Origin of the sequence: Rathayibacter sp. AY1F2 (genome assembly GCF_002930885.1) — a bacterium.
Taxonomy (GTDB): Bacteria; Actinomycetota; Actinomycetes; order Actinomycetales; family Microbacteriaceae; genus Rathayibacter.
This window is the reverse complement of the sequence record NZ_PSVG01000016.1, coordinates 40,063-58,458: the sequence shown is the minus strand read 5'-3', so window position 1 is coordinate 58,458 and position 18,396 is coordinate 40,063. Positions and strand designations below refer to the sequence as shown.

The window sequence follows — 18,396 nt, the reverse complement described above, 5'->3', positions numbered from 1 at the left end:
CGATCCGCCGCCGGGACCGGGCCCGCAGCGGTGACGCCGCGGGCCCGGTGGTCGCGGTCGCCCGGGGGCGGCCGCGGGGTGCGCTACCAGCGGTAGTGCGCGAAGGCCTTGTTCGACTCGGCCATCTTGTGGGTGTCCTCGCGACGCTTGACAGCGGCGCCCAGACCGTTCGACGCGTCGAGGATCTCGTTCATGAGACGCTCGGTCATCGTCTTCTCGCGACGGGCCTTCGCGTAGCTGGTGAGCCAGCGGAGCGCGAGGGTGTTGGCGCGGTGGGGCTTGACCTCGACCGGGACCTGGTAGGTCGAGCCGCCGACGCGGCGGCTGCGGACCTCGAGGGTCGGGCGGACGTTGTCGAGCGCCTTCTTGAGGGTGACGACCGCGTCCTGGCCGTTCTTGCCGGCGACGCCCTCGAGGGCACCGTAGACGATGCGCTCGGCGAGGCCCTTCTTGCCGTCCAGGAGGATCTTGTTGACGAGCTGGCTGACGATGGGGGCGCCGTAGACGGGGTCTGCGACGACGGGGCGCTTGGGAGCGGGGCCCTTACGAGGCATTACTTCTTCTCCATCTTCGCGCCGTACCGGCTGCGAGCCTGCTTGCGGTTCTTGACGGCCTGGGTGTCCAGGGCGCCGCGAACGATCTTGTAGCGGACACCGGGGAGGTCCTTGACGCGACCGCCGCGCACGAGCACCATCGAGTGCTCCTGCAGGTTGTGGCCCTCGCCGGGGATGTAGGCGGTGACCTCGGTGCCGTTGGAGAGCTTCACGCGGGCCACCTTGCGGAGGGCCGAGTTCGGCTTCTTGGGCGTGGTCGTGTAGACGCGCGTGCAGACGCCGCGCTGCTGGGGGTTGGCCTTCAGGGCGGGCGCCTTGGTCTTGGTGACCTTCGGCGTGCGTCCCTTGCGGACCAACTGCTGAATCGTTGGCACTGGTTTTGCTCCTTGAATGCTGCACGGTGACAGCGGATCGATGGTCGACATTCGGCCCTCCCGTCTCCGGGAACGGCCGAGTTCATCTGGACCCGACGCACCCCGCGGCCCCGCGAGCGGGACCGGGAGGGTGAGGGGTATGCCGTGGGGGCCGCCCGATCGGACGAACCCGCGGATCCTCGCGGACCCGGTGGAGCGAAGTGCGGCGACCGCATCGACCCGGAGGCACGACACGAGCGCACGGCAAAGCGCACACCCGAAGAATATTACGGGGAGTGACGGGGCCGGTCAACCGAGCGGCGTTCGCCCTGGGAGATGCCGCAGCGCCGCGACGAGCCGCGCCGGGACTCCGCCGTCACTCCCGCTCGTCGCCCTCCCAGCCCCAGTGGGGGCTGCGGCCGCCGGCGTCGCGACGGGCCAGGAGCAGGAGGAACAGGAGCTGGACGGCGGCCGCGAGCACGCCGGTCGCGATCGCGAAGACAGTGGGGGCGTGGTCGAGGATCCAGCCGAGGATCTCCCCCGGCTCCTGGCGGCCGAGCCCGTAGAGCGCTCCGCCCGTGACGAGGAAGAGCAGGTAGACGACGACCCCGGTCAGCAGCGACGGGCCGAGGACGCGGTGGACGGCGGGACGGGCGGCGAGGGTCACCATCGCGACCAGCACGGCGACGACGCAGACCGCCACCGACACCGGCCCCAGCAGCGGGCCGGCGTCGCGCTCGGGCACGACGTCCTGGTCCAGCAGGAGGCTGAGGACCCCGAACGCGCAGACGACCAGGGCGAGGTAGAGGAACGCGGCGAAGCCGGCCAGCGCGAGGCCGTAGCCCAGGCCGGCTCCGCGGCCCTGCCCCTGCCCCTCCGGAGTCACGACTGCGCGGCCGCTTCGCGCTCGGCGTTGCGGCGCTTGACGCCCCGGGCGCGGCCGGCGATCGCGGCGCCGCCCCAGACGCTCGCCTCCCGGCCGAGGACGCCGGCGGCGAGGACCGCCGCGAGGACTGCGGGATCGCGGACGTAGTCGAGCGCGAGGGAGCGGTCGATCGGCAGGGCGAGCGGTCCGACGGCGCTCCAGCCGCCGACCAGCGCGGCCGCGGCCGTGAGGAGGGCGACGAGGAAGCCGCCGAGGATGTAGGCCCACCAGCCCGCGCGGTTCACGACCAGCACGATCAGCGCCAGGCCGACCAGGAACGCGGCCACCGGGGCGAGGAAGAGCGCGGTCGGCGCAGCGTCGAGCGCGAGGGCGACCGGGTCGCCGCCGACGCGGTCGACGAGGAGGCGGATCGCCGTCAGGGCGACGAGGTACAGGACGGCGAAGACCGCGGTCGTCAGGAGGGCGAGCGCGAGGCCCGCGAGGCGGTTGCCGGAGCGCCGGACCGGCTCGGGCTCGGCCTCGACCGGCCCGAGGGCGCTGGGGGCGGACGCGGCGGCGGCCGGGGCGGCGGGCTCGACGGTCGGCTGCCGACCCGTCACGGGCTCGGGCCAGACGTACTCCCGGGTCGGCTGGGGTCCGGTTCCGCCGGACGTCTCGGTCGCGGAGGGGATCCGCGTGGTCTCGGCGTCGCTGCTCCAGGTCACCCGGACAGCATAGGCACGCCTTCCGCCGCGCCCGGTGCGCCGCGCGGCTCCCCGTCGACGGGGGACAGCGCCGACCGTCTACTCGAGCGGGTGGAGGAGGCGGTGCAGGAACTGCCGTGTGCGCGGCTCGCGCGGCTCCCGGAGGATCTCCGCAGGGGCGCCCCGCTCGACGACCACGCCGTCGGCCATGAAGACGACCTCCGAGGCCACCTGCCGGGCGAACTCGAGCTCGTGCGTCACGACGAGCATGGTCCAGCCCTCCCCCGCCAGCTCCCGCATCAGCGAGAGCACGTCGCCGACCAGCTCCGGGTCCAGCGCCGAGGTGGGCTCGTCGAAGAGGAGCAGATCGGGCCGCAGCGCGAGCGCCCGGACGATGCCCACGCGCTGCTGCTGACCGCCGGAGAGCTCGAAGGGGTAGGCGCTCCCCCGGCCGCCGAGGCCGACGCGCTCGAGCAGGCGCTCCGCCTCCGGGACCACCTCGGACGCGGGACGGCGCTGCACTCGCAGCGGCCCCTCCGTCACGTTCTGGAGGACGGTCAGGTGCGGGAAGAGGTTGAAGTGCTGGAAGACCATCGCGGAGTGGTCGCGCAGCCCGGTCAGCGCCTTCCGTCCGACGCCGCGGTCGAAGTCGAGGACGCTGCCGTCGGCGAGCTCGACCACCCCGCCGTCCGGCACCTCGAGGCTGTTCAGCGAGCGCAGGACGGTGGTCTTGCCCGAGCCCGAGGGCCCGATCAGGGCGACGACCTCGCCGCGGCGGATCTCCAGGTCGATGCCGCGCAGCACCTCCACCCCGCCGAACGACTTGCGGAGGCCGCGGGCCGTGAGCACGGGCCGCGCGTCGGTCGGAGTGTCAGCGGGCGACATAGCGGTCCAATCGCTTCTCGAGCAGGCCCTGGCCGCTGGAGAGCACCAGGCAGATGAGCCAGTAGATCAGAGCGGCCTCGAGGTAGAGGAGCATGAACTCGCTCGACGCGGTGGCGATCTTCTGCGCCTGCCGGAAGAGCTCGGTCACCAGGATGAGGGAGGCCAGCGAGGTGTCCTTCACCAGCGAGATGAAGGTGTTCGACAGCGGGGGGACGGAGACGCGCGCGGCCTGCGGGAGGATGATGCGCCGCAGCGAGAGCGAGCGGCTCATGCCGATCGTGTGCGCCGCCTCCCACTGCCCCTTCGGGACGCTGAGGATCGCCGCGCGGATCACCTCCGCCGCGTAGCCGCCCACGTTGAGGGCGAACGCGATGGTGGCGCTGGGCCAGGGGTCGATCTTCAGTCCGAGGCTCGGCAGCCCGTAGAAGATCACGAACAGCTGCACCAGGAGCGGCGTGCCCCGGATGACGGAGATGTAGGCACGCGCGATCCAGGAGAGGATCCGCACCCGGGAGAGCCTCATCAGGGCGACCGCCAGCGCGAGCACGAGCCCGATGGCGAAGCTCGCCAGCGCGAGCGGGATCGTCCCGACGATGCCCCCGGAGAGGATCGGCCAGAACGACCGGAGGACGAGGTCCATTGTGTTCTCCCGCCTTCGCGGGAGGATCCGCGGTCGGCTCGATCGGGTGGTGGCGTCGGGGGCGGATCGTCTCCGCCTCCTGGGAAATGCTGGCACGCTTCGCGCCGGGGCGGGCGCCCTTGCGGGCGGACCCGCTGCCTGAGCCGCTCCGCCGCTCCCCCGCGCCGGAGCCGCTCACGCACGAGACGGCCCCTCCCGGAAGGGGAGGAGCCGCCTCGGGGTGGGGCTACTGGGAGACGTCGGCTCCGAAGTAGCGCTCGGAGATGGAGGCGAGGGTGCCGTCCTCGCGCAGCTCGTCGAGGGCGGAGTCGACGGCCTCGACGAGGTCGTCCGAGCCCTTCGGGAAGGTGAAGGCGCTCTCGGAGGTGTCGTCGGTGGTGACGGCGACCTTGAGGCCCGCGGCCTGGTCGGGGTAGCTCGTGGACCAGTCGAGCCAGGTGAGGCGGTCGTTCACGGTCGCGTCGACGCGGCCCTGCTCGACGAGGGCGATGGCCTGCGCCCAGCCCTCGACGCCCTCGACCTCGGCGCCGTTCTCCTGCGCGACGGTGTACCAGTTGCTCGAGAGCGACTGCGCGGTGGTCTTGCCGGAGAGGCCGGCGAGGTCGGTGATCGAGGTGTCGCTCGAGGGGACGATCACGACGCCAGGGCTGACCGAGTACGGCTCCGAGAAGTCGTACTTCGCCTCGCGCTCGTCGTTGATCGAGACCTGGTTCGCGATCACGTCGAAGCGCGCTCCGTCCAGGCCCGCGAACATCGCGTCCCACTGCGTCTCCTGGAAGTCGGGCTCGACGCCCAGCTTCTCGGCCACGGCGGTGATCACGTCGACGTCGTAGCCGGTGAGGGCTCCCGTCCCGCCGTCGGCGTGGAAGGAGAAGGGCGGGTAGGTGCCCTCGGTGCCGATGGTGAGCTTCCCCGAGTCCTCGACCTCGGCCAGGGTCAGGCCGGAGCTCGCGGAGGCGGTGCCCTCGCCGCTCGAGCCGGAGACCACGTCGTCGGTCGAGGCGGGCGCGCAGCCGGCGAGGACCAGGGCGGCGGCGGCGGCGGTCGTGCCGAGCAGGACGCGCAGGGAGGTGCGGGCGGAGAGGGTCACGGTGTTGTCCTTCGGTGCATCACGGAGTCGTGGCGGTCCCGCTGCGCCGGATGCGGCGCGGGGATCGACGAGGGGACGGGTCGTCCCGGGGCGGACCGCTGCTCGGCGGAACCGCCCGGAGTGACGATAACCAGTGGAGGGGGCGGCCCTATTCCCGGATGTCGCCGTGTGACGCCGGGAGTCCGGCCAGGAAGTGCTCGGCACCGGCGACCTCGTCGCTCGTGAGGCCCGTCGCCGACTCCGGACGCACCAGGTGGAAGGGGGTGCTCTGCTCGCGGGCCCAGTCGTACGCGTCCTCGTGAAGGTTGTCGTCGATCCACACCACGGCGCCGATCGCGCCGCGCTCGGCGGCCGCCTCCAGCCACACCGCGACGGGCTGGAGCTTGCCCGTCCGGCCCGGGAACCGCGGGTCGCTCGGGAGGCCGCCGTCGAAGACGATCGCCTCCGTGCCCGCCGGCAGCCCGAGGTCCTGGGCGAGGACCCGCGTCAAGCGCGGCGGCCAGGTCGTGGCCCACACGATCGTGCCGACCGCGGCCAGACGGGCGACGAGCGCCGCCCGCTCCGGCTCGAGCTCCAGGCGGTGCGAGCCCGAGGCGCGATCGCTGCGGACGGAGGGGTTCAGGACGCCGTCGACGTCGAGCAGGATCAGGGCGGCCATGCCTGTCACCGTAGCGGCGGCGGGGCGGATCGCGCGAGGAGCGCTAGCGTGACGGGATGCCTCCGTCCCTCCTGCTGCCGGGAGGCCGCACAGCCGTGCTGGGGCCGGATCCCGTGCGGCCGGAGGCGCTGCTGCTCACGGTCGACGGCGCGGAGCAGTCGCTGATCGATCCGGGCGATCCCCGGGCTCTGCACCTCGAGTACCTCGCGCGCCTCGGCGCGGTGGTCGACGCCGCCGCCCCTCCCGGCGAGCCGCTGCGCGTGCTGCACCTCGGAGCCGGAGCCCTGGCCCTGGCCCGGTACGTCGCCGCGACCCGGCCGGGCTCCGAGCAGCTCGCGGTGGAAAGCGCGGCAGGACTCGTGGAGTTCGTGCTCGAGCACGCGCCGCTCCCCCGCGGCGCGCGCGTCCGACTCCTCACGGCCGACGCCGCAGGGCCCCTGCCGCCCTGGAGCGCCGACCTCGTCGTGCTCGACGTCTACGACGGGGACGAGATCCCGGGGCCGTTCTACCGCGCGTCCGTCCTCGCTCCGCTCGCCGCCCGCGTCGGCGCCGACGGGCTCCTCGCGGTCAACGTCGCCGACGACGCCGACCACCGGAGGCTGGACCGCCTGCGCGGGGTCGTCCGGGAGCTGCTCCCGGTCACCGCAGCGGTCGGATCGACGGCCTTCGTCGAGGGGCGCACCGGCGGGAACGCGATCCTGCTCGCCTCAGGCTCGGCGCTCGCCGACCACGTCGCCGGCCGCCTGCTGCGCGCCGGCCCGCACCCGGTCTCCGCCGCGGCGGATGGCGACGTCGTGGTCGCCGAGGTGGCGGTAGAAGTCGACCCGTGAGTCGAGAGTGACGCCGGTCTCGAGGTACTTGGCGCGGATCCGCTTGATGTAGGTGCGGACGGTGTGCTCGGCGACGCTGAGGTCGACCGCGACGGTGCGGACCGCGGCACCCGCTCCGTAGGCGCGCATCACCCGGCTCTCCTGCGGGCTCAGCACCGGGCGGCGCTCCTCGCGCCCGTGCACGAGCCGGTGGCGGGCGGTGTCCGAGATCCAGGTGCGGCCGGAGGCGACCGAGACGACCGCCGCCGCGAGCTCGCTGGGGTCGTCGCCCTTCCAGACGTACGCCGCCCTCTCCCGTCGCAGCACGGCCCGCACCGGCTCCAGGGAGTCGGAGGAGGAGAGCACGACGAGGCCGACGGTCCAAGCCGCCGCACGCTCGAGGGCGTCGGCCACCTCCTCGCCGGGCACGCCGTCCAGGTCGAGGACCGCGATGCGGTCGACGCCCTCCTCGTCGTGCGAGAACTGCGGCAGCAGCTGCGCGAGCAGCGCCTGCAGCGCGGCACGCTCGATCGCTGGTCCGTCGACGACGGCCAGCGTGAACCGATCGAATCCGGTCACGGGGGTCCCCTAGCAGGGGCAGGTTCGGGTCCGCCCCGGCTGCAACGTAGCGGTCCGCGACGTCGTCGTGCACGTGATGGGACATTCCGTCTCAGTGGGAGGACGCCCCAGAGCACTCCGGATCGGCTCACGGAGCGCGTGGAGGACCACCCGCGGCACCGTCTCCGGCTAGTGTCCCTCTCCATGGACGACAGCGCAGAGGGCTCCCGGCGGGCCCGGAGGATCCCCGCGGAGCAGGTCCGCAGCCGCATGATCGCCACGGCGCGCGACGTCGTCTCGAACCACGGCCTCACGGTGAGCTTCGCGCACCTGCCCATGGAGGAGTACATCCGCCTGGCCGGCGTGCCGCGCAGCTCCGTCTACCGGATCTGGAGCACGCGCGAGGAGTTCGTGGCCGACCTGGTCGGCGAGGTCTTCGTGCGGGACCGGTACGCGGAGGGCGCCGATCCCGAGGCCCAGCAGGAGATGCGCGAAGTCTACGAGCGCTCCACCGATCTGCTCTCCACGGCCGCCGGCCGCCGCCGGGTCGCCTGGGAGACCATCCGCATCGGCGCGCGGGCCAATGCCGAATCGCTCCGCCGCTCCGCCGACTGGTCGTCGTACAACGCGCTGCTCGCCTGCACCTTCTCGATGGAGGAGGGGCCTGCACGCGACGCCGTGCGCGCCACGGCGAAGCGGATCGAGGGCATGCTCACGCGCCGGATGCGCGACTTCTACGAGGAGACGCTGCAGGTCTTCGGCGGGACGATGCGCCCGGGATTCACGACGCTCCAGCTCGCCCACCTCACCGCGATCGTGATCGACGGGCTCGCCCACCGCGGCCGGCTCCTCGACGACGACCTCGACGCTCCGGTGACCGCCCCCGGCCTCGACGGCGAGCCGGTCGAGTGGACCCTGGCGGCCTGGACGATCCGCTCGATCGTCGACGGGATGCTGGAGCCGGTCGCGGAGGACTGAGCGGACCACGCGACCCGGATCACTCGTCCGGTTCGGTGAACCCGTCGATCAGCAGCAGCACCGACACCACCGCCAGTGACGGTCCGTCGGGATCGGCCGGGTCGAGCGGGCCGGTCACCAGCTCCGGTGCCGCGATCCGCGCGATGCACAGACCCTCGATCAGGGCCGAGACGGCGGAGGCGAGAGCGGCGGCGCCGCGGTCCGGGCGCAGCCGGAGCCCCGCCTCGGCGAGGGTGTGCTCGTAGTACTTCGCCATGTTGTCGATGAAGTGCAGCTGGCGGGACCGCAGAGCGGATCCGATGGCGGTCCGCGCCGGCTCCTCGTGCGAGCCCACCGCGCCGGCGAGAGCGATGAAGTTGCGCCAGTGCTGCGACGAGAAGATGTTGTCGACGTTCGCGTCGACGGCGACCCGGACGGAGGCGATCAGGGCCTCGCGGCGCTGCGCCGGGGTCGGCTCGGGGTCGAGGCTGCGGTGGAGGTGGGAGTTCCCGGCCCGCAGGGACGGCTGGTCGAGGCGGGTGGCGAGGACCCGCTCCGGGATCGCGGCGATCAGCTCGTCGTAGAACGACTGGCGAGTGGGCCAGATCCGGTAGACGGTGCTGCGCGGAACACCCGCCGAGCGGATGACGTCCTCGAGGGGCAGGTGGGCGACTCCGACGCGCAGGCCCTCGGCGCGGACGACCGCGAGAGCGGCGTCCAGCAGGCGGGTGCGGACCTGCTCGCGGGTCAGGCGGGGAGGACGCGCCGGCTCCTCCGCATCGAGGGGGTCGTCGCTCATCAGGCCTCCGGCGCCGGGATGCACGGAGGAGCCTCCGACATCTACTGTCCAGCCGAGCGTACCCGGAGGGAGCGCGGAACGTGAGAGGAGATCGGAGACGGGCGCGGCCCGCGCATGCGGCTCGGGTGCCGCGCGGGCCGCGCTGCCTGTCCCCCAGGCGGCCTCCCCATGGGCCGGTCCGACCGTATGCTTCCCGACAGACGTCCGTCAACTGACGCGACATGGTGTCTCCTCGGCGGTGTCCGCCGACCGGTCACGAGGACCGCCTCCGGGACTCCTCCGCCGCCGGGAGCGCCCTCGCCGCGGTCTGCGCTCGAGAGGCGTGCGGAGCGGACAGCTCGCCCGCGACGACGTCCGACACGACGCCGGTGGCGTGCTCGACGAGGTCGACGTTCCGGGTCAGCCGCGCGTGGTGGCACGGGCTCGCGTCGACGTCGACCACGAGCTTCGCGAAGCGCAGAGCGTCGCCGAGCCGCGCGAACGGCGAGAGCTCGGCGACGAGGGACGGCACGTCCGCCGCGGCGAGGTAGGTGTAGCGGCAGGTCGAGACCACGTAGTCGTCGACTCCGGCCGTCGCCGATCCGATTGCGACCATGATGTCGCCGAGGTCGACCGGCGCGGTGGCGAGGCCGAGCGCCACCGCGGCGGTCACCTGGATGTCACCCACCAGTGCCGTCACGTGCACGCCGGCGGGCCAGGGCGGCAGGGAGCCGAGCTCGGTCGATCCCGTCCGCAGGCCCTTGCCCGCCGCCGAGGCGAGGGCGTCGATCATCGGCACTCCCGTGCACTCCCCCGCGTGCTCGGCGTCCTCGGAGACGGCGTCCCCGCAGGAGGCGAGCATCGCCGAGACGCTCAGCCGGCTCTGCGGGTCCAGTCCTGCGATCACCGCGGGGCTGACCTGGCCGGAGTCGTCGACCATTCGTCCGAGGCGCTCCGCGACGTCGGATCCCGTGTTCGGGGTGCCGAAGGTGAGGACGGACGAGACCATCGAGGCGACGGCGGTCCCGTCGACCGAGCCGCTCAGCGCCTGGCGGGCGGCGAGCCCTCCCATCGAGTGCGCGACGACGACGGCGCGGTGCCCGGTCGCGGAGACGAGGCAGGCGATCGAGGAGGCGAGCGCGTCGCTGATCCCCGGGTCGGTGACCCAGCGCGCGGCGAGCCGGCGGTAGTCGAAGGTGTAGACCGCGGCGCCGTCGATCTGCTGCAGCCGGCCGAGGAGGGACGGCTCGGGAGCGTCGAGCGGAGCGGTCGCCGACTCCGACGACACCATGTCGACGAGATGGGAGAAGGCCCCTGTGCGGTCGGCGTCGTGCGTCGCCGTGCCCAGCCAGCCGTGCAGCATCACGATGGGGACCAGCGCGGCGGCGGAGCGCGGCCGGACGTCGTCGCCCGCGAGCACGGGAGCCAGCTCCGCGACGCCACAGGACGAGGGTGCGACCGCCTCTGCCGCCTCCGCCCGCACCGCGGGCACCACGACGACGCCGACCACCACGAGCAGTGCAGCCAGCACGACGATCACGAGTCTCATCCGCGCGTTTCCTCACGTGCCGCGACCAGGACGGGGAACGGGTACAGGCTCGACCCGACGAGCACCCATCGAGTCAATCACCCCGCTCCTGCGGGGAAGGCCGCTCGTCGCGAACGGGCGGCCCCCCGTGCGGGTGACCGCGGGTCGGGGACGCCGAAGGCCCCGCCGGTGTCCCGACGGGGCCTTCGATCGTTCAGCTCACCTGGATCAGCTGTAGTTGCCCGGCTCGTAGCCGTCGCTCGAGAACGAGTCGAAGTCGACGAACGAGAGGTCGGCGTCGCTGAACGCGGCGTCGTCCGCGAAGATGCGGTTGGGGTACCGCTCGGCCTTCGCCTCCTCGGTCGCCTCGACCGACACGTTCCGGTACTTGGGCAGACCGGTTCCCGCCGGGATCAGCTTTCCGATGATCACGTTCTCCTTCAGGCCCATCAGCGGGTCGCGCTTGCCCTCCATGGCCGCCTGCGTCAGGACGCGGGTGGTCTCCTGGAAGGACGCGGCCGACAGCCACGACTCGGTCGCGAGCGAGGCCTTGGTGATGCCCATGACCTCCTGGCGGGCGGACGCGGTCCGCTTGCCCTCGGTCAGAGCCGCACGGTTGACCTCGCTGTAGCGCGAGCGGTCGACGAGCTCGCCCGGCAGCAGCTCCGTGTCGCCGTGGTCGACCACGGTGACCTTGCGGAGCATCTGACGCACGATGACCTCGATGTGCTTGTCGTGGATCGGCACACCCTGCGAGCGGTAGACGCCCTGGACGCCGCCCACCAGGTGCTTCTGGACCTCGCGGACGCCCAGCACGCGCAGGACCTCCTTGGGGTCGACCGTTCCGACGTGCAGCTGCTGCCCGAGCTCGACGTGCTGGCCGTCCTCGATGAGGAGCTGCGAGCGCTTGAGCACCGGGTAGATGACCGCCTCGTCGCCGTTGTCCGGCTGGAGGATGACGCGGCGGGCACGGTCGGTGTCCTCGATGGTGATCCGGCCGGCGGCCTCCGCGATCGGCGACGCGCCCTTGGGGGTGCGGGCCTCGAAGAGCTCCTGCACGCGGGGAAGACCCTGCGTGATGTCGTCGGCCGAGGCCGATCCACCGGTGTGGAAGGTGCGCATCGTGAGCTGCGTGCCGGGCTCGCCGATCGACTGGGCCGCGATGATGCCGACGGCCTCTCCGATGTCGACGAGCTTGCCGGTGGCGAGCGAGCGGCCGTAGCAGGCCGCGCAGACGCCGACGGCGGACTCGCAGGTCAGGACGGAGCGCACCTTGATGTGGCGCACGCCCGCTCCGACCAGCTTCTCGATGAGCACGTCGCCCACGTCCTCGCCGGCCTCGGCGACGAGCTCGCCGGCCTCGTTCGACGCCGGGGTGGCGAGCGAACGGGCGTAGACGGAGTTCTCGACGTTGGAGTCCTTGATCCAGGCGCCGGTGGCGTCCTGGAGCATGATCGGCAGGTCGAGGCCCTTCGAGGTGCCGCAGTCCTCCTCGCGGATGATGACGTCCTGCGAGACGTCGACGAGTCGACGCGTCAGGTAGCCCGAGTCCGCGGTGCGGAGCGCGGTGTCGGCCAGGCCCTTGCGGGCACCGTGCGTGGCGATGAAGTACTCGGCGACCGACAGGCCCTCGCGGTACGAGGAGATGATCGGTCGGGCGATGATCTCGCCCTTCGGGTTGTTCACCAGGCCTCGCATGCCGGCGATGTTGCGCACCTGCAGCCAGTTGCCGCGGGCACCGGAGGTGACCATGCGGTTGATGGTGTTGTCCGTCGGGAAGTTCGCGCGCATGGCCTTGGCGACCTCGTCGGTCGCCTCGGTCCAGATCTTCACGAGCTCCTGGCGGCGCTCGGCCTGAGTGGTCAGACCCTTGTCGTACTCGGACTCGACCTTCGCGGCCTTCTTCTCGTAGCCCGCGATGATCTCGGGCTTCGACGGAGGCGTGAGGATGTCGGACAGCGCCACGGTGACACCCGAGCGGGTGGCCCAGTAGAAGCCGGCGTCCTTGATCCGGTCGAGGGAGGCGGCGACCTCCACCTTCGGGTAGCGCTCCGCGAGGTCGTTGACGATCCCGGAGATGGTCGTCTTGTCGGCGACCTGCTCGAAGTAGGGGTAGTCGACCGGCAGCGCCTCGTTGAAGAGGGCGCGGCCGAGCGTGGTCTCGAGGAGGACCGGCGCGATGACCTTGCCGTTCTCGTCGATCTCGACGCCCTCGGGTGCCTGACCCTGCGCGAAGTACACGTCCGACATGCGGATCCTGACCTTCGAGTTCAGGTGCAGCGAGCCCTGGTCCTTCGCGAGGATCGCCTCCGAGACGGAGGAGAACGCGCGGCCCTCGCCGGCGGCGCCCTCGCGGATCGTCGTCAGGTGGTGGAGGCCGATGATCATGTCCTGCGTGGGCAGGGTGACCGGACGGCCGTCCGAGGGCTTGAGGATGTTGTTCGACGCGAGCATCAGGATGCGCGCCTCGGCCTGGGCCTCGACGGACAGCGGCAGGTGGACGGCCATCTGGTCGCCGTCGAAGTCCGCGTTGAACGCGGCGCAGACGAGCGGGTGCAGCTGGATCGCCTTGCCCTCGACCAGCTGGGGCTCGAAGGCCTGGATGCCGAGACGGTGCAGCGTGGGCGCACGGTTCAGCAGGACGGGGCGCTCGCGGATGATCTCCTCGAGCACGTCCCACACCTGCGGGCGCGAGCGCTCCACCATGCGCTTGGCGGCCTTGATGTTCTGCGCGTGCGACAGGTCGATCAGGCGCTTGATCACGAACGGCTTGAACAGCTCCAGCGCCATCTGCTTGGGCAGACCGCACTGGTGCAGCTTGAGCTGCGGGCCGACGATGATGACCGAGCGGCCCGAGTAGTCGACGCGCTTGCCCAGCAGGTTCTGGCGGAAGCGACCCTGCTTTCCCTTGAGCATGTCGCTCAGGGACTTGAGGGCGCGGTTGCCGGTTCCGGTGACGGGGCGGCCGCGGCGGCCGTTGTCGAAGAGGGCGTCGACCGCCTCCTGGAGCATGCGCTTCTCGTTGTTCACGATGATCTCGGGGGCACCGAGGTCGAGCAGGCGGCGGAGTCGGTTGTTGCGGTTGATCACGCGACGGTAGAGGTCGTTCAGGTCGCTGGTCGCGAACCGGCCTCCGTCGAGCTGCACCATCGGGCGCAGCTCCGGCGGGATGACCGGGACGACGTCGAGGACCATCGCGGCCGGCGAGTTGCCGGTGGCGAGGAACGAGTTGACGACGCGCAGGCGCTTGATGGCGCGGATCTTCTTCTGACCCTTGCCCTCGGCGATCTGCAGGTGCAGCGTCTCGGCCTCGGCCTGGAGGTCGAACTGCTCGAGGCGCTTCTTGATCGCCTCGGCGCCCATGTAGGCCTCGAAGTAGACGCCGTACCGGTCGACGAGCTCGTTGAAGACCGCGTCCTCGGGCTTGAGGTCGCCGACCTTGAGGGTGCGGAACTGCTCCCACACACTCTCGAGCCGCGCGATGTCCTCGTCGAAGGACTTGCGGATCTGGCCCATCTCCTTCTCGGCGCCGTCCTTGGTGCGGCGCTTCTGGTCGCTCTTGGCGCCCTCCGCCTCCAGGGCGGCGAGGTCGGTCTCCAGGCGAGCCAGTCGGTCCGCGATGCGGGAGTCGCGCTGGTCCGAGAGGGTCTTGATCTCGAGCCGGAGCTCGTTCTCGAGGCCGGGCATGTCGGCGTGACGGCCGTCGTCGTCCACGTCGATGATCATGTACGCCGCGAAGTAGATGACCTTCTCGAGGTCCTTCGGCGCCATGTCCAGCAGGTATCCGAGGCGCGAGGGGACGCCCTTGAAGTACCAGATGTGGGTGACGGGGGCGGCGAGCTCGATGTGGCCCATCCGCTCGCGGCGGACCGAGGACTTGGTGACCTCGACGCCGCAGCGCTCGCAGACGATGCCCTTGAAGCGGACTCGCTTGTACTTGCCGCAGGAGCACTCCCAGTCGCGAGAGGGTCCGAAGATCTGCTCGCCGAACAGGCCGTCCTTCTCGGGCTTCAGGGTGCGGTAGTTGATGGTCTCGGGCTTCTTCACTTCACCGTGCGACCAGCGACGGATGTCATCGGCCGTTGCGAGGCCGATGCGCAGCTCATCGAAAGTGGTTACGTCGAGCAATGTTTTCTCCTTGTCGGAAAACAGGGTGTCTCGTCAGAGACGGGAGGTCGTCAGATGCTGGCGCGGATCAGATGTCGTCGACGGAGGACGACTCGAACCGGGAGGAGATGTTGATGCCGAGCTCTTCCGCGGCGCGGTAGACCTCGTCATCGGTGTCGCGCAGGCTGACCGCGGTGCCGTCGGCCGAGAGGACCTCGACGTTCAGGCACAGGGACTGCATCTCCTTGATGAGGACCTTGAAGGACTCCGGGATGCCGGGCTCCTGGATGTTCTCACCCTTGACGATGGCCTCGTACACCTTCACTCGGCCGAGGATGTCGTCCGACTTGATGGTGAGGAGCTCCTGGAGGGCGTAGGCGGCGCCGTAGGCCTCGAGGGCCCACACCTCCATCTCGCCGAAGCGCTGTCCGCCGAACTGCGCCTTACCGCCGAGCGGCTGCTGGGTGATCATCGAGTACGGGCCCGTCGAGCGCGCGTGGATCTTGTCGTCGACCAGGTGGTGCAGCTTCAGGATGTACATGTAGCCGACCGAGACCGGGTCCGGGAAGGGCTCCCCGGAGCGGCCGTCGAACAGCTGCGTCTTGCCGGACGAGCCGATCAGGCGCTCTCCGTCGCGGGTCGGGGTGGTGGAGTCGAGGAGCCCTGCGAGCTCCTCCTCCGCCGCGCCGTCGAAGACGGGGGTCGCGACCTTGGTGCCGGGCGCCGCCTCACGGGCGTGCTCGGGCAGGCGCGCGGCCCACTCCGGCTGGCCCTCGACCTTCCAGCCCTGCTTCGCGATCCAGCCGAGGTGGATCTCGAGGACCTGGCCGAAGTTCATGCGGCCGGGGACGCCGAGCGGGTTGAGGACGATGTCGACCGGGGTGCCGTCGGCGAGGAACGGCATGTCCTCGACCGGCAGGATCTTCGAGATGACGCCCTTGTTGCCGTGGCGGCCGGCGAGCTTGTCGCCCTCGGTGATCTTGCGCTTCTGGGCGATGTAGACGACCACGCGCTGGTTGACGCCCGAGCCGAGCTCGTCGTCGCCGTCCTGCGCGTCGAACACCTTGACGCCGATGATCGTGCCCTGCTCGCCGTGGGGCACCTTCAGCGACGTGTCGCGGACCTCGCGGCTCTTCTCGTTGAAGATCGCGCGGAGCAGGCGCTCCTCGGCCGAGAGCTCGGTCTCGCCCTTGGGCGTGACCTTGCCGACGAGGATGTCGCCGGGGCGGACCTCGGCGCCGATGCGGATGATGCCGCGCTCGTCCAGGTCGGCCAGGAGCTCCGGGCTGACGTTGGGGAGGTCGCGGGTGATCTCCTCCTTGCCGAGCTTGGTGTCGCGGGCGTCGACCTCGTACTCCTCGATGTGGATCGAGGAGAGGACGTCGTCCTTCACCAGGTTCTGGCTGAGGATGATCGCGTCCTCGAAGTTGTGGCCCTCCCACGGCATGAACGCGACGAGCAGGTTCTTGCCCAGCGCGAGCTCGCCGTTCTCGGTGGCGGGGCCGTCGGCGACGACCTCGCCGACCTCGATGCGCTCGCCGGCCGAGACGACCACGCGGTTGTTGTACGAGGTGCCCTGGTTGGAGCGGTCGAACTTGCGGAGGAAGTAGGTCTGCGTGCCGCCCTCGTCCAGCTGGACGGTGACGGAGTCGGCGGAGACCTCCTGGACGACACCGGCCTTGTCGGCGGTGATGACGTCGCCGGCGTCGATGGCCGCGAAGCCCTCCATGCCGGTTCCGACGACGGGCGACTCGCTGCGCAGCAGCGGGACGGCCTGACGCTGCATGTTCGCTCCCATGAGCGCGCGGTTCGCGTCGTCGTGCTCGAGGAACGGGATCAGCGAGGTCGCGACCGAGACCATCTGGCGCGGCGAGACGTCCATGTAGTGGACGCGCTCGGCGTCGACGAGCTCGACCTCTCCGCCCTTGGGGCGGACCAGGACCTTGCCCTCCGCGAAGCGGAAGTCCTTCGTGAGGGGGGCGTTCGCCTGGGCGACCAGGTACTCGTCCTCCTCGGACGCGGTGAGGTAGTCGATCTGCGAGGTGACGGTGCCGTCGACGACCTTGCGGTACGGGGTCTCGATGAAGCCGAACGAGTTGATGCGCGCGAAGGACGCGAGCGATCCGATCAGGCCGATGTTCGGGCCTTCCGGGGTCTCGATCGGGCACATGCGGCCGTAGTGCGAGGGGTGGACGTCGCGGACCTCGACGCCGGCGCGCTCGCGGGAGAGTCCGCCGGGGCCGAGCGCCGACAGGCGGCGCTTGTGGGTCAGACCCGCGAGCGGGTTGTTCTGGTCCATGAACTGCGACAGCTGGCTGGTCCCGAAGAACTCCTTGATCGCGGCGACGACGGGGCGCACGTTGATCAGGGTCTGCGGGGTGATCGCCTCGATGTCCTGCGTGGTCATGCGCTCGCGGACGACGCGCTCCATGCGGGACAGTCCGGTGCGGACCTGGTTCTGGATCAGCTCGCCGACCGCGCGGATGCGGCGGTTGCCGAAGTGGTCGATGTCGTCGACGTCGAGACGCAGCTCGACCGGCTCGCCGTCGCGCACGCCGGGGAGGGCGGTGCGGCCGTCGTGCAGGGCGACCAGGTACTTGATGGTCGCGATGATGTCCTCGACCGTGAGCACCGAGTCGGACAGCGCCTTGTCGATGCCGAGCTTGCGGTTGATCTTGTAGCGGCCGACCTTCGCGAGGTCGTAGCGCTTGGAGTTGAAGTAGAAGTTGTCCAGCAGCGCGCGGGCGGCCTCGGCGGCGACCTGCTCGCCCGGACGGAGCTTGCGGTAGATGTCGCGGAGTGCGTCCTCCTTGGTGAGGATGTTGTCCTTCTCGAGGGTCAGCTCGATCGACTCGTAGCCGGCGAACTGCTCGAGGATCTCCTCGCTCGTCAGGCCGAGGGCCTTGAGGAACACGGTGACCGACTGCTTGCGCTTGCGGTCGATGCGCACGCCGACCTGGTCGCGCTTGTCGATCTCGAACTCGAGCCAGGCGCCGCGGCTCGGGATGACGCGGGCGGAGTAGATGTCCTTGTCGGACGTCTTCTCCTGCTGGCGCTCGAAGTAGACGCCGGGGCTGCGCACGAGCTGGGACACGACGACACGCTCGGTGCCGTTGATGATGAACGTGCCCTTCTCGGTCATCAGCGGGAAGTCGCCCATGAAGACCGTCTGGGTCTTGATCTCACCCGTGAGGTGGTTCATGAACTCGGCCTCGACGTACAGCGGAGCGGCGTAGGTCTTGCCGCGCTCCTTGCACTCCTCGATCGTGTACTTCTCGGGCTCGAGGTACGGGTTCGTGAAGCTCAGCTGCATCGTCTCGCTGAGGTCCTCGATCGGGGAGATCTCCTCGAAGATCTCGTCGAGGCCGGAGTTGGCGGGGAGGTCCTCCCGGCCGGCGGCCTTCGCCTCGGCGACGCGGGTCTTCCACGCCTCCGAGCCGACGAGCCAGTCGAAGCTCTCGGTCTGCAGCGCGAGCAGATCCGGAACGGTCAGGGTGTCGCTGATCTTGGCGAACGAGAGACGCGAAGCTCCGCGTCCGTTCTTGGGTGAGGTGGTGGTCGCGGTGGACGCAGCAGCCAAGGAAGGAACCTCCGTAGACCCTCGCGGGTCTCAATCTGTGGGATGTGTGGAGTGGGCTCCCGCCGGACGGGCCGCCACCCCTGCCCGCACGCCGTGCGGACCGAGGCGACTCGGTCTTGGGGGCGGGGCTAGAGTGTGGCAACGGCATCCACCATCTGATGCCGGGTTCCGGTGACCTGCCGACCGCGATATGAGGGCATGGGTACTCGGGAGCGCAAAGTACGAATATAGCCGCATCGCGCCACGCCGCGCAAGTGCGGATGCTTGCGCCGCCCCGCGGGGTCCGGTATACGAGGCCACGGCCTCCCGGATCGATCCGACCGGGCCGGG

Annotated in this window: 14 protein-coding genes; 1 reads left to right on the top strand and 13 read right to left on the bottom strand. The window is 70.9% G+C overall.

Going from position 1 to position 18,396, the window contains the following annotated elements; translation table 11 throughout:
* Positions 1 to 83: 83 nt before the first annotated feature.
* The 9 genes from rpsG to C5C54_RS12465 form a co-directional block, all read right to left on the bottom strand.
* Positions 84 to 554: a 30S ribosomal protein S7 gene (gene rpsG / locus C5C54_RS12505; RefSeq protein WP_068251443.1), complete on the bottom strand. Its 471-nt coding sequence runs from the start codon at positions 552 to 554 to the stop codon at positions 84 to 86.
* Entirely contained in the window at positions 554 to 928 is a 375-nt protein-coding gene (rpsL, locus tag C5C54_RS12500; RefSeq protein ID WP_011186743.1) for a 30S ribosomal protein S12, read from the bottom strand. Before rpsL ends, rpsG begins: the two co-directional genes overlap by 1 nt.
* A gap of 355 nt (positions 929 to 1,283) precedes the next feature.
* The gene (locus C5C54_RS12495) at positions 1,284 to 1,793 is read right to left on the bottom strand and encodes a DUF6121 family protein (RefSeq protein ID WP_104247596.1); all 510 of its coding nucleotides are present in this window, start codon (positions 1,791 to 1,793) and stop codon (positions 1,284 to 1,286) included.
* A complete protein-coding gene (locus C5C54_RS12490; RefSeq protein ID WP_104269385.1) occupies positions 1,790 to 2,497 on the bottom strand; it encodes a hypothetical protein in 708 nt (235 codons plus the stop codon). The genes C5C54_RS12495 and C5C54_RS12490 overlap by 4 nt, the downstream gene beginning before the upstream one ends.
* Before the next feature lie 78 nt (positions 2,498 to 2,575).
* The gene (locus C5C54_RS12485) at positions 2,576 to 3,361 is read right to left on the bottom strand and encodes an amino acid ABC transporter ATP-binding protein (protein WP_104288468.1); all 786 of its coding nucleotides are present in this window, start codon (positions 3,359 to 3,361) and stop codon (positions 2,576 to 2,578) included.
* Positions 3,348 to 4,001 carry an amino acid ABC transporter permease gene (locus tag C5C54_RS12480; RefSeq protein WP_104224574.1) on the bottom strand — a complete coding sequence of 218 codons (654 nt, stop codon included), beginning with the start codon at positions 3,999 to 4,001 and terminating at the stop codon, positions 3,348 to 3,350. Before C5C54_RS12480 ends, C5C54_RS12485 begins: the two co-directional genes overlap by 14 nt.
* Positions 4,002 to 4,227: 226 nt before the next feature.
* A complete protein-coding gene (locus C5C54_RS12475; RefSeq protein WP_374953287.1) occupies positions 4,228 to 5,091 on the bottom strand; it encodes an amino acid ABC transporter substrate-binding protein in 864 nt (287 codons plus the stop codon).
* A gap of 148 nt (positions 5,092 to 5,239) precedes the next feature.
* Positions 5,240 to 5,749 carry an HAD domain-containing protein gene (locus tag C5C54_RS12470; RefSeq protein WP_104247593.1) on the bottom strand — a complete coding sequence of 170 codons (510 nt, stop codon included), beginning with the start codon at positions 5,747 to 5,749 and terminating at the stop codon, positions 5,240 to 5,242.
* A gap of 707 nt (positions 5,750 to 6,456) precedes the next feature.
* The gene (locus C5C54_RS12465) at positions 6,457 to 7,137 is read right to left on the bottom strand and encodes a LuxR C-terminal-related transcriptional regulator (protein ID WP_104247592.1); all 681 of its coding nucleotides are present in this window, start codon (positions 7,135 to 7,137) and stop codon (positions 6,457 to 6,459) included.
* A 183-nt stretch (positions 7,138 to 7,320) separates the two neighbouring features.
* Between C5C54_RS12465 and C5C54_RS12460 the strand changes: the two genes are divergently transcribed.
* Positions 7,321 to 8,094 (top strand): hypothetical protein, encoded by a 774-nt coding sequence (locus C5C54_RS12460; RefSeq protein ID WP_146076607.1) that lies wholly within the window; start codon positions 7,321 to 7,323, stop codon positions 8,092 to 8,094.
* A gap of 19 nt (positions 8,095 to 8,113) precedes the next feature.
* Here the strand turns inward: C5C54_RS12460 and C5C54_RS12455 are convergent, their stop codons facing one another.
* The 4 genes from C5C54_RS12455 to rpoB all read right to left on the bottom strand — a co-directional run bounded on the left by C5C54_RS12455 (position 8,114) and on the right by rpoB (position 18,066).
* Complete coding sequence (locus C5C54_RS12455; RefSeq protein WP_104247591.1) at positions 8,114 to 8,872, bottom strand: TetR/AcrR family transcriptional regulator; 759 nt, start codon at positions 8,870 to 8,872, stop codon at positions 8,114 to 8,116.
* A gap of 253 nt (positions 8,873 to 9,125) precedes the next feature.
* Entirely contained in the window at positions 9,126 to 10,400 is a 1,275-nt protein-coding gene (locus C5C54_RS12450) for a triacylglycerol lipase (protein ID WP_104288467.1), read from the bottom strand.
* A gap of 207 nt (positions 10,401 to 10,607) precedes the next feature.
* The gene (locus C5C54_RS12445) at positions 10,608 to 14,507 is read right to left on the bottom strand and encodes a DNA-directed RNA polymerase subunit beta' (protein ID WP_104226764.1); all 3,900 of its coding nucleotides are present in this window, start codon (positions 14,505 to 14,507) and stop codon (positions 10,608 to 10,610) included.
* Between the two features lie 67 nt (positions 14,508 to 14,574).
* Complete coding sequence (gene rpoB / locus C5C54_RS12440) at positions 14,575 to 18,066, bottom strand: DNA-directed RNA polymerase subunit beta (protein WP_104224581.1); 3,492 nt, start codon at positions 18,064 to 18,066, stop codon at positions 14,575 to 14,577.
* Positions 18,067 to 18,396: the final 330 nt, after the last annotated feature.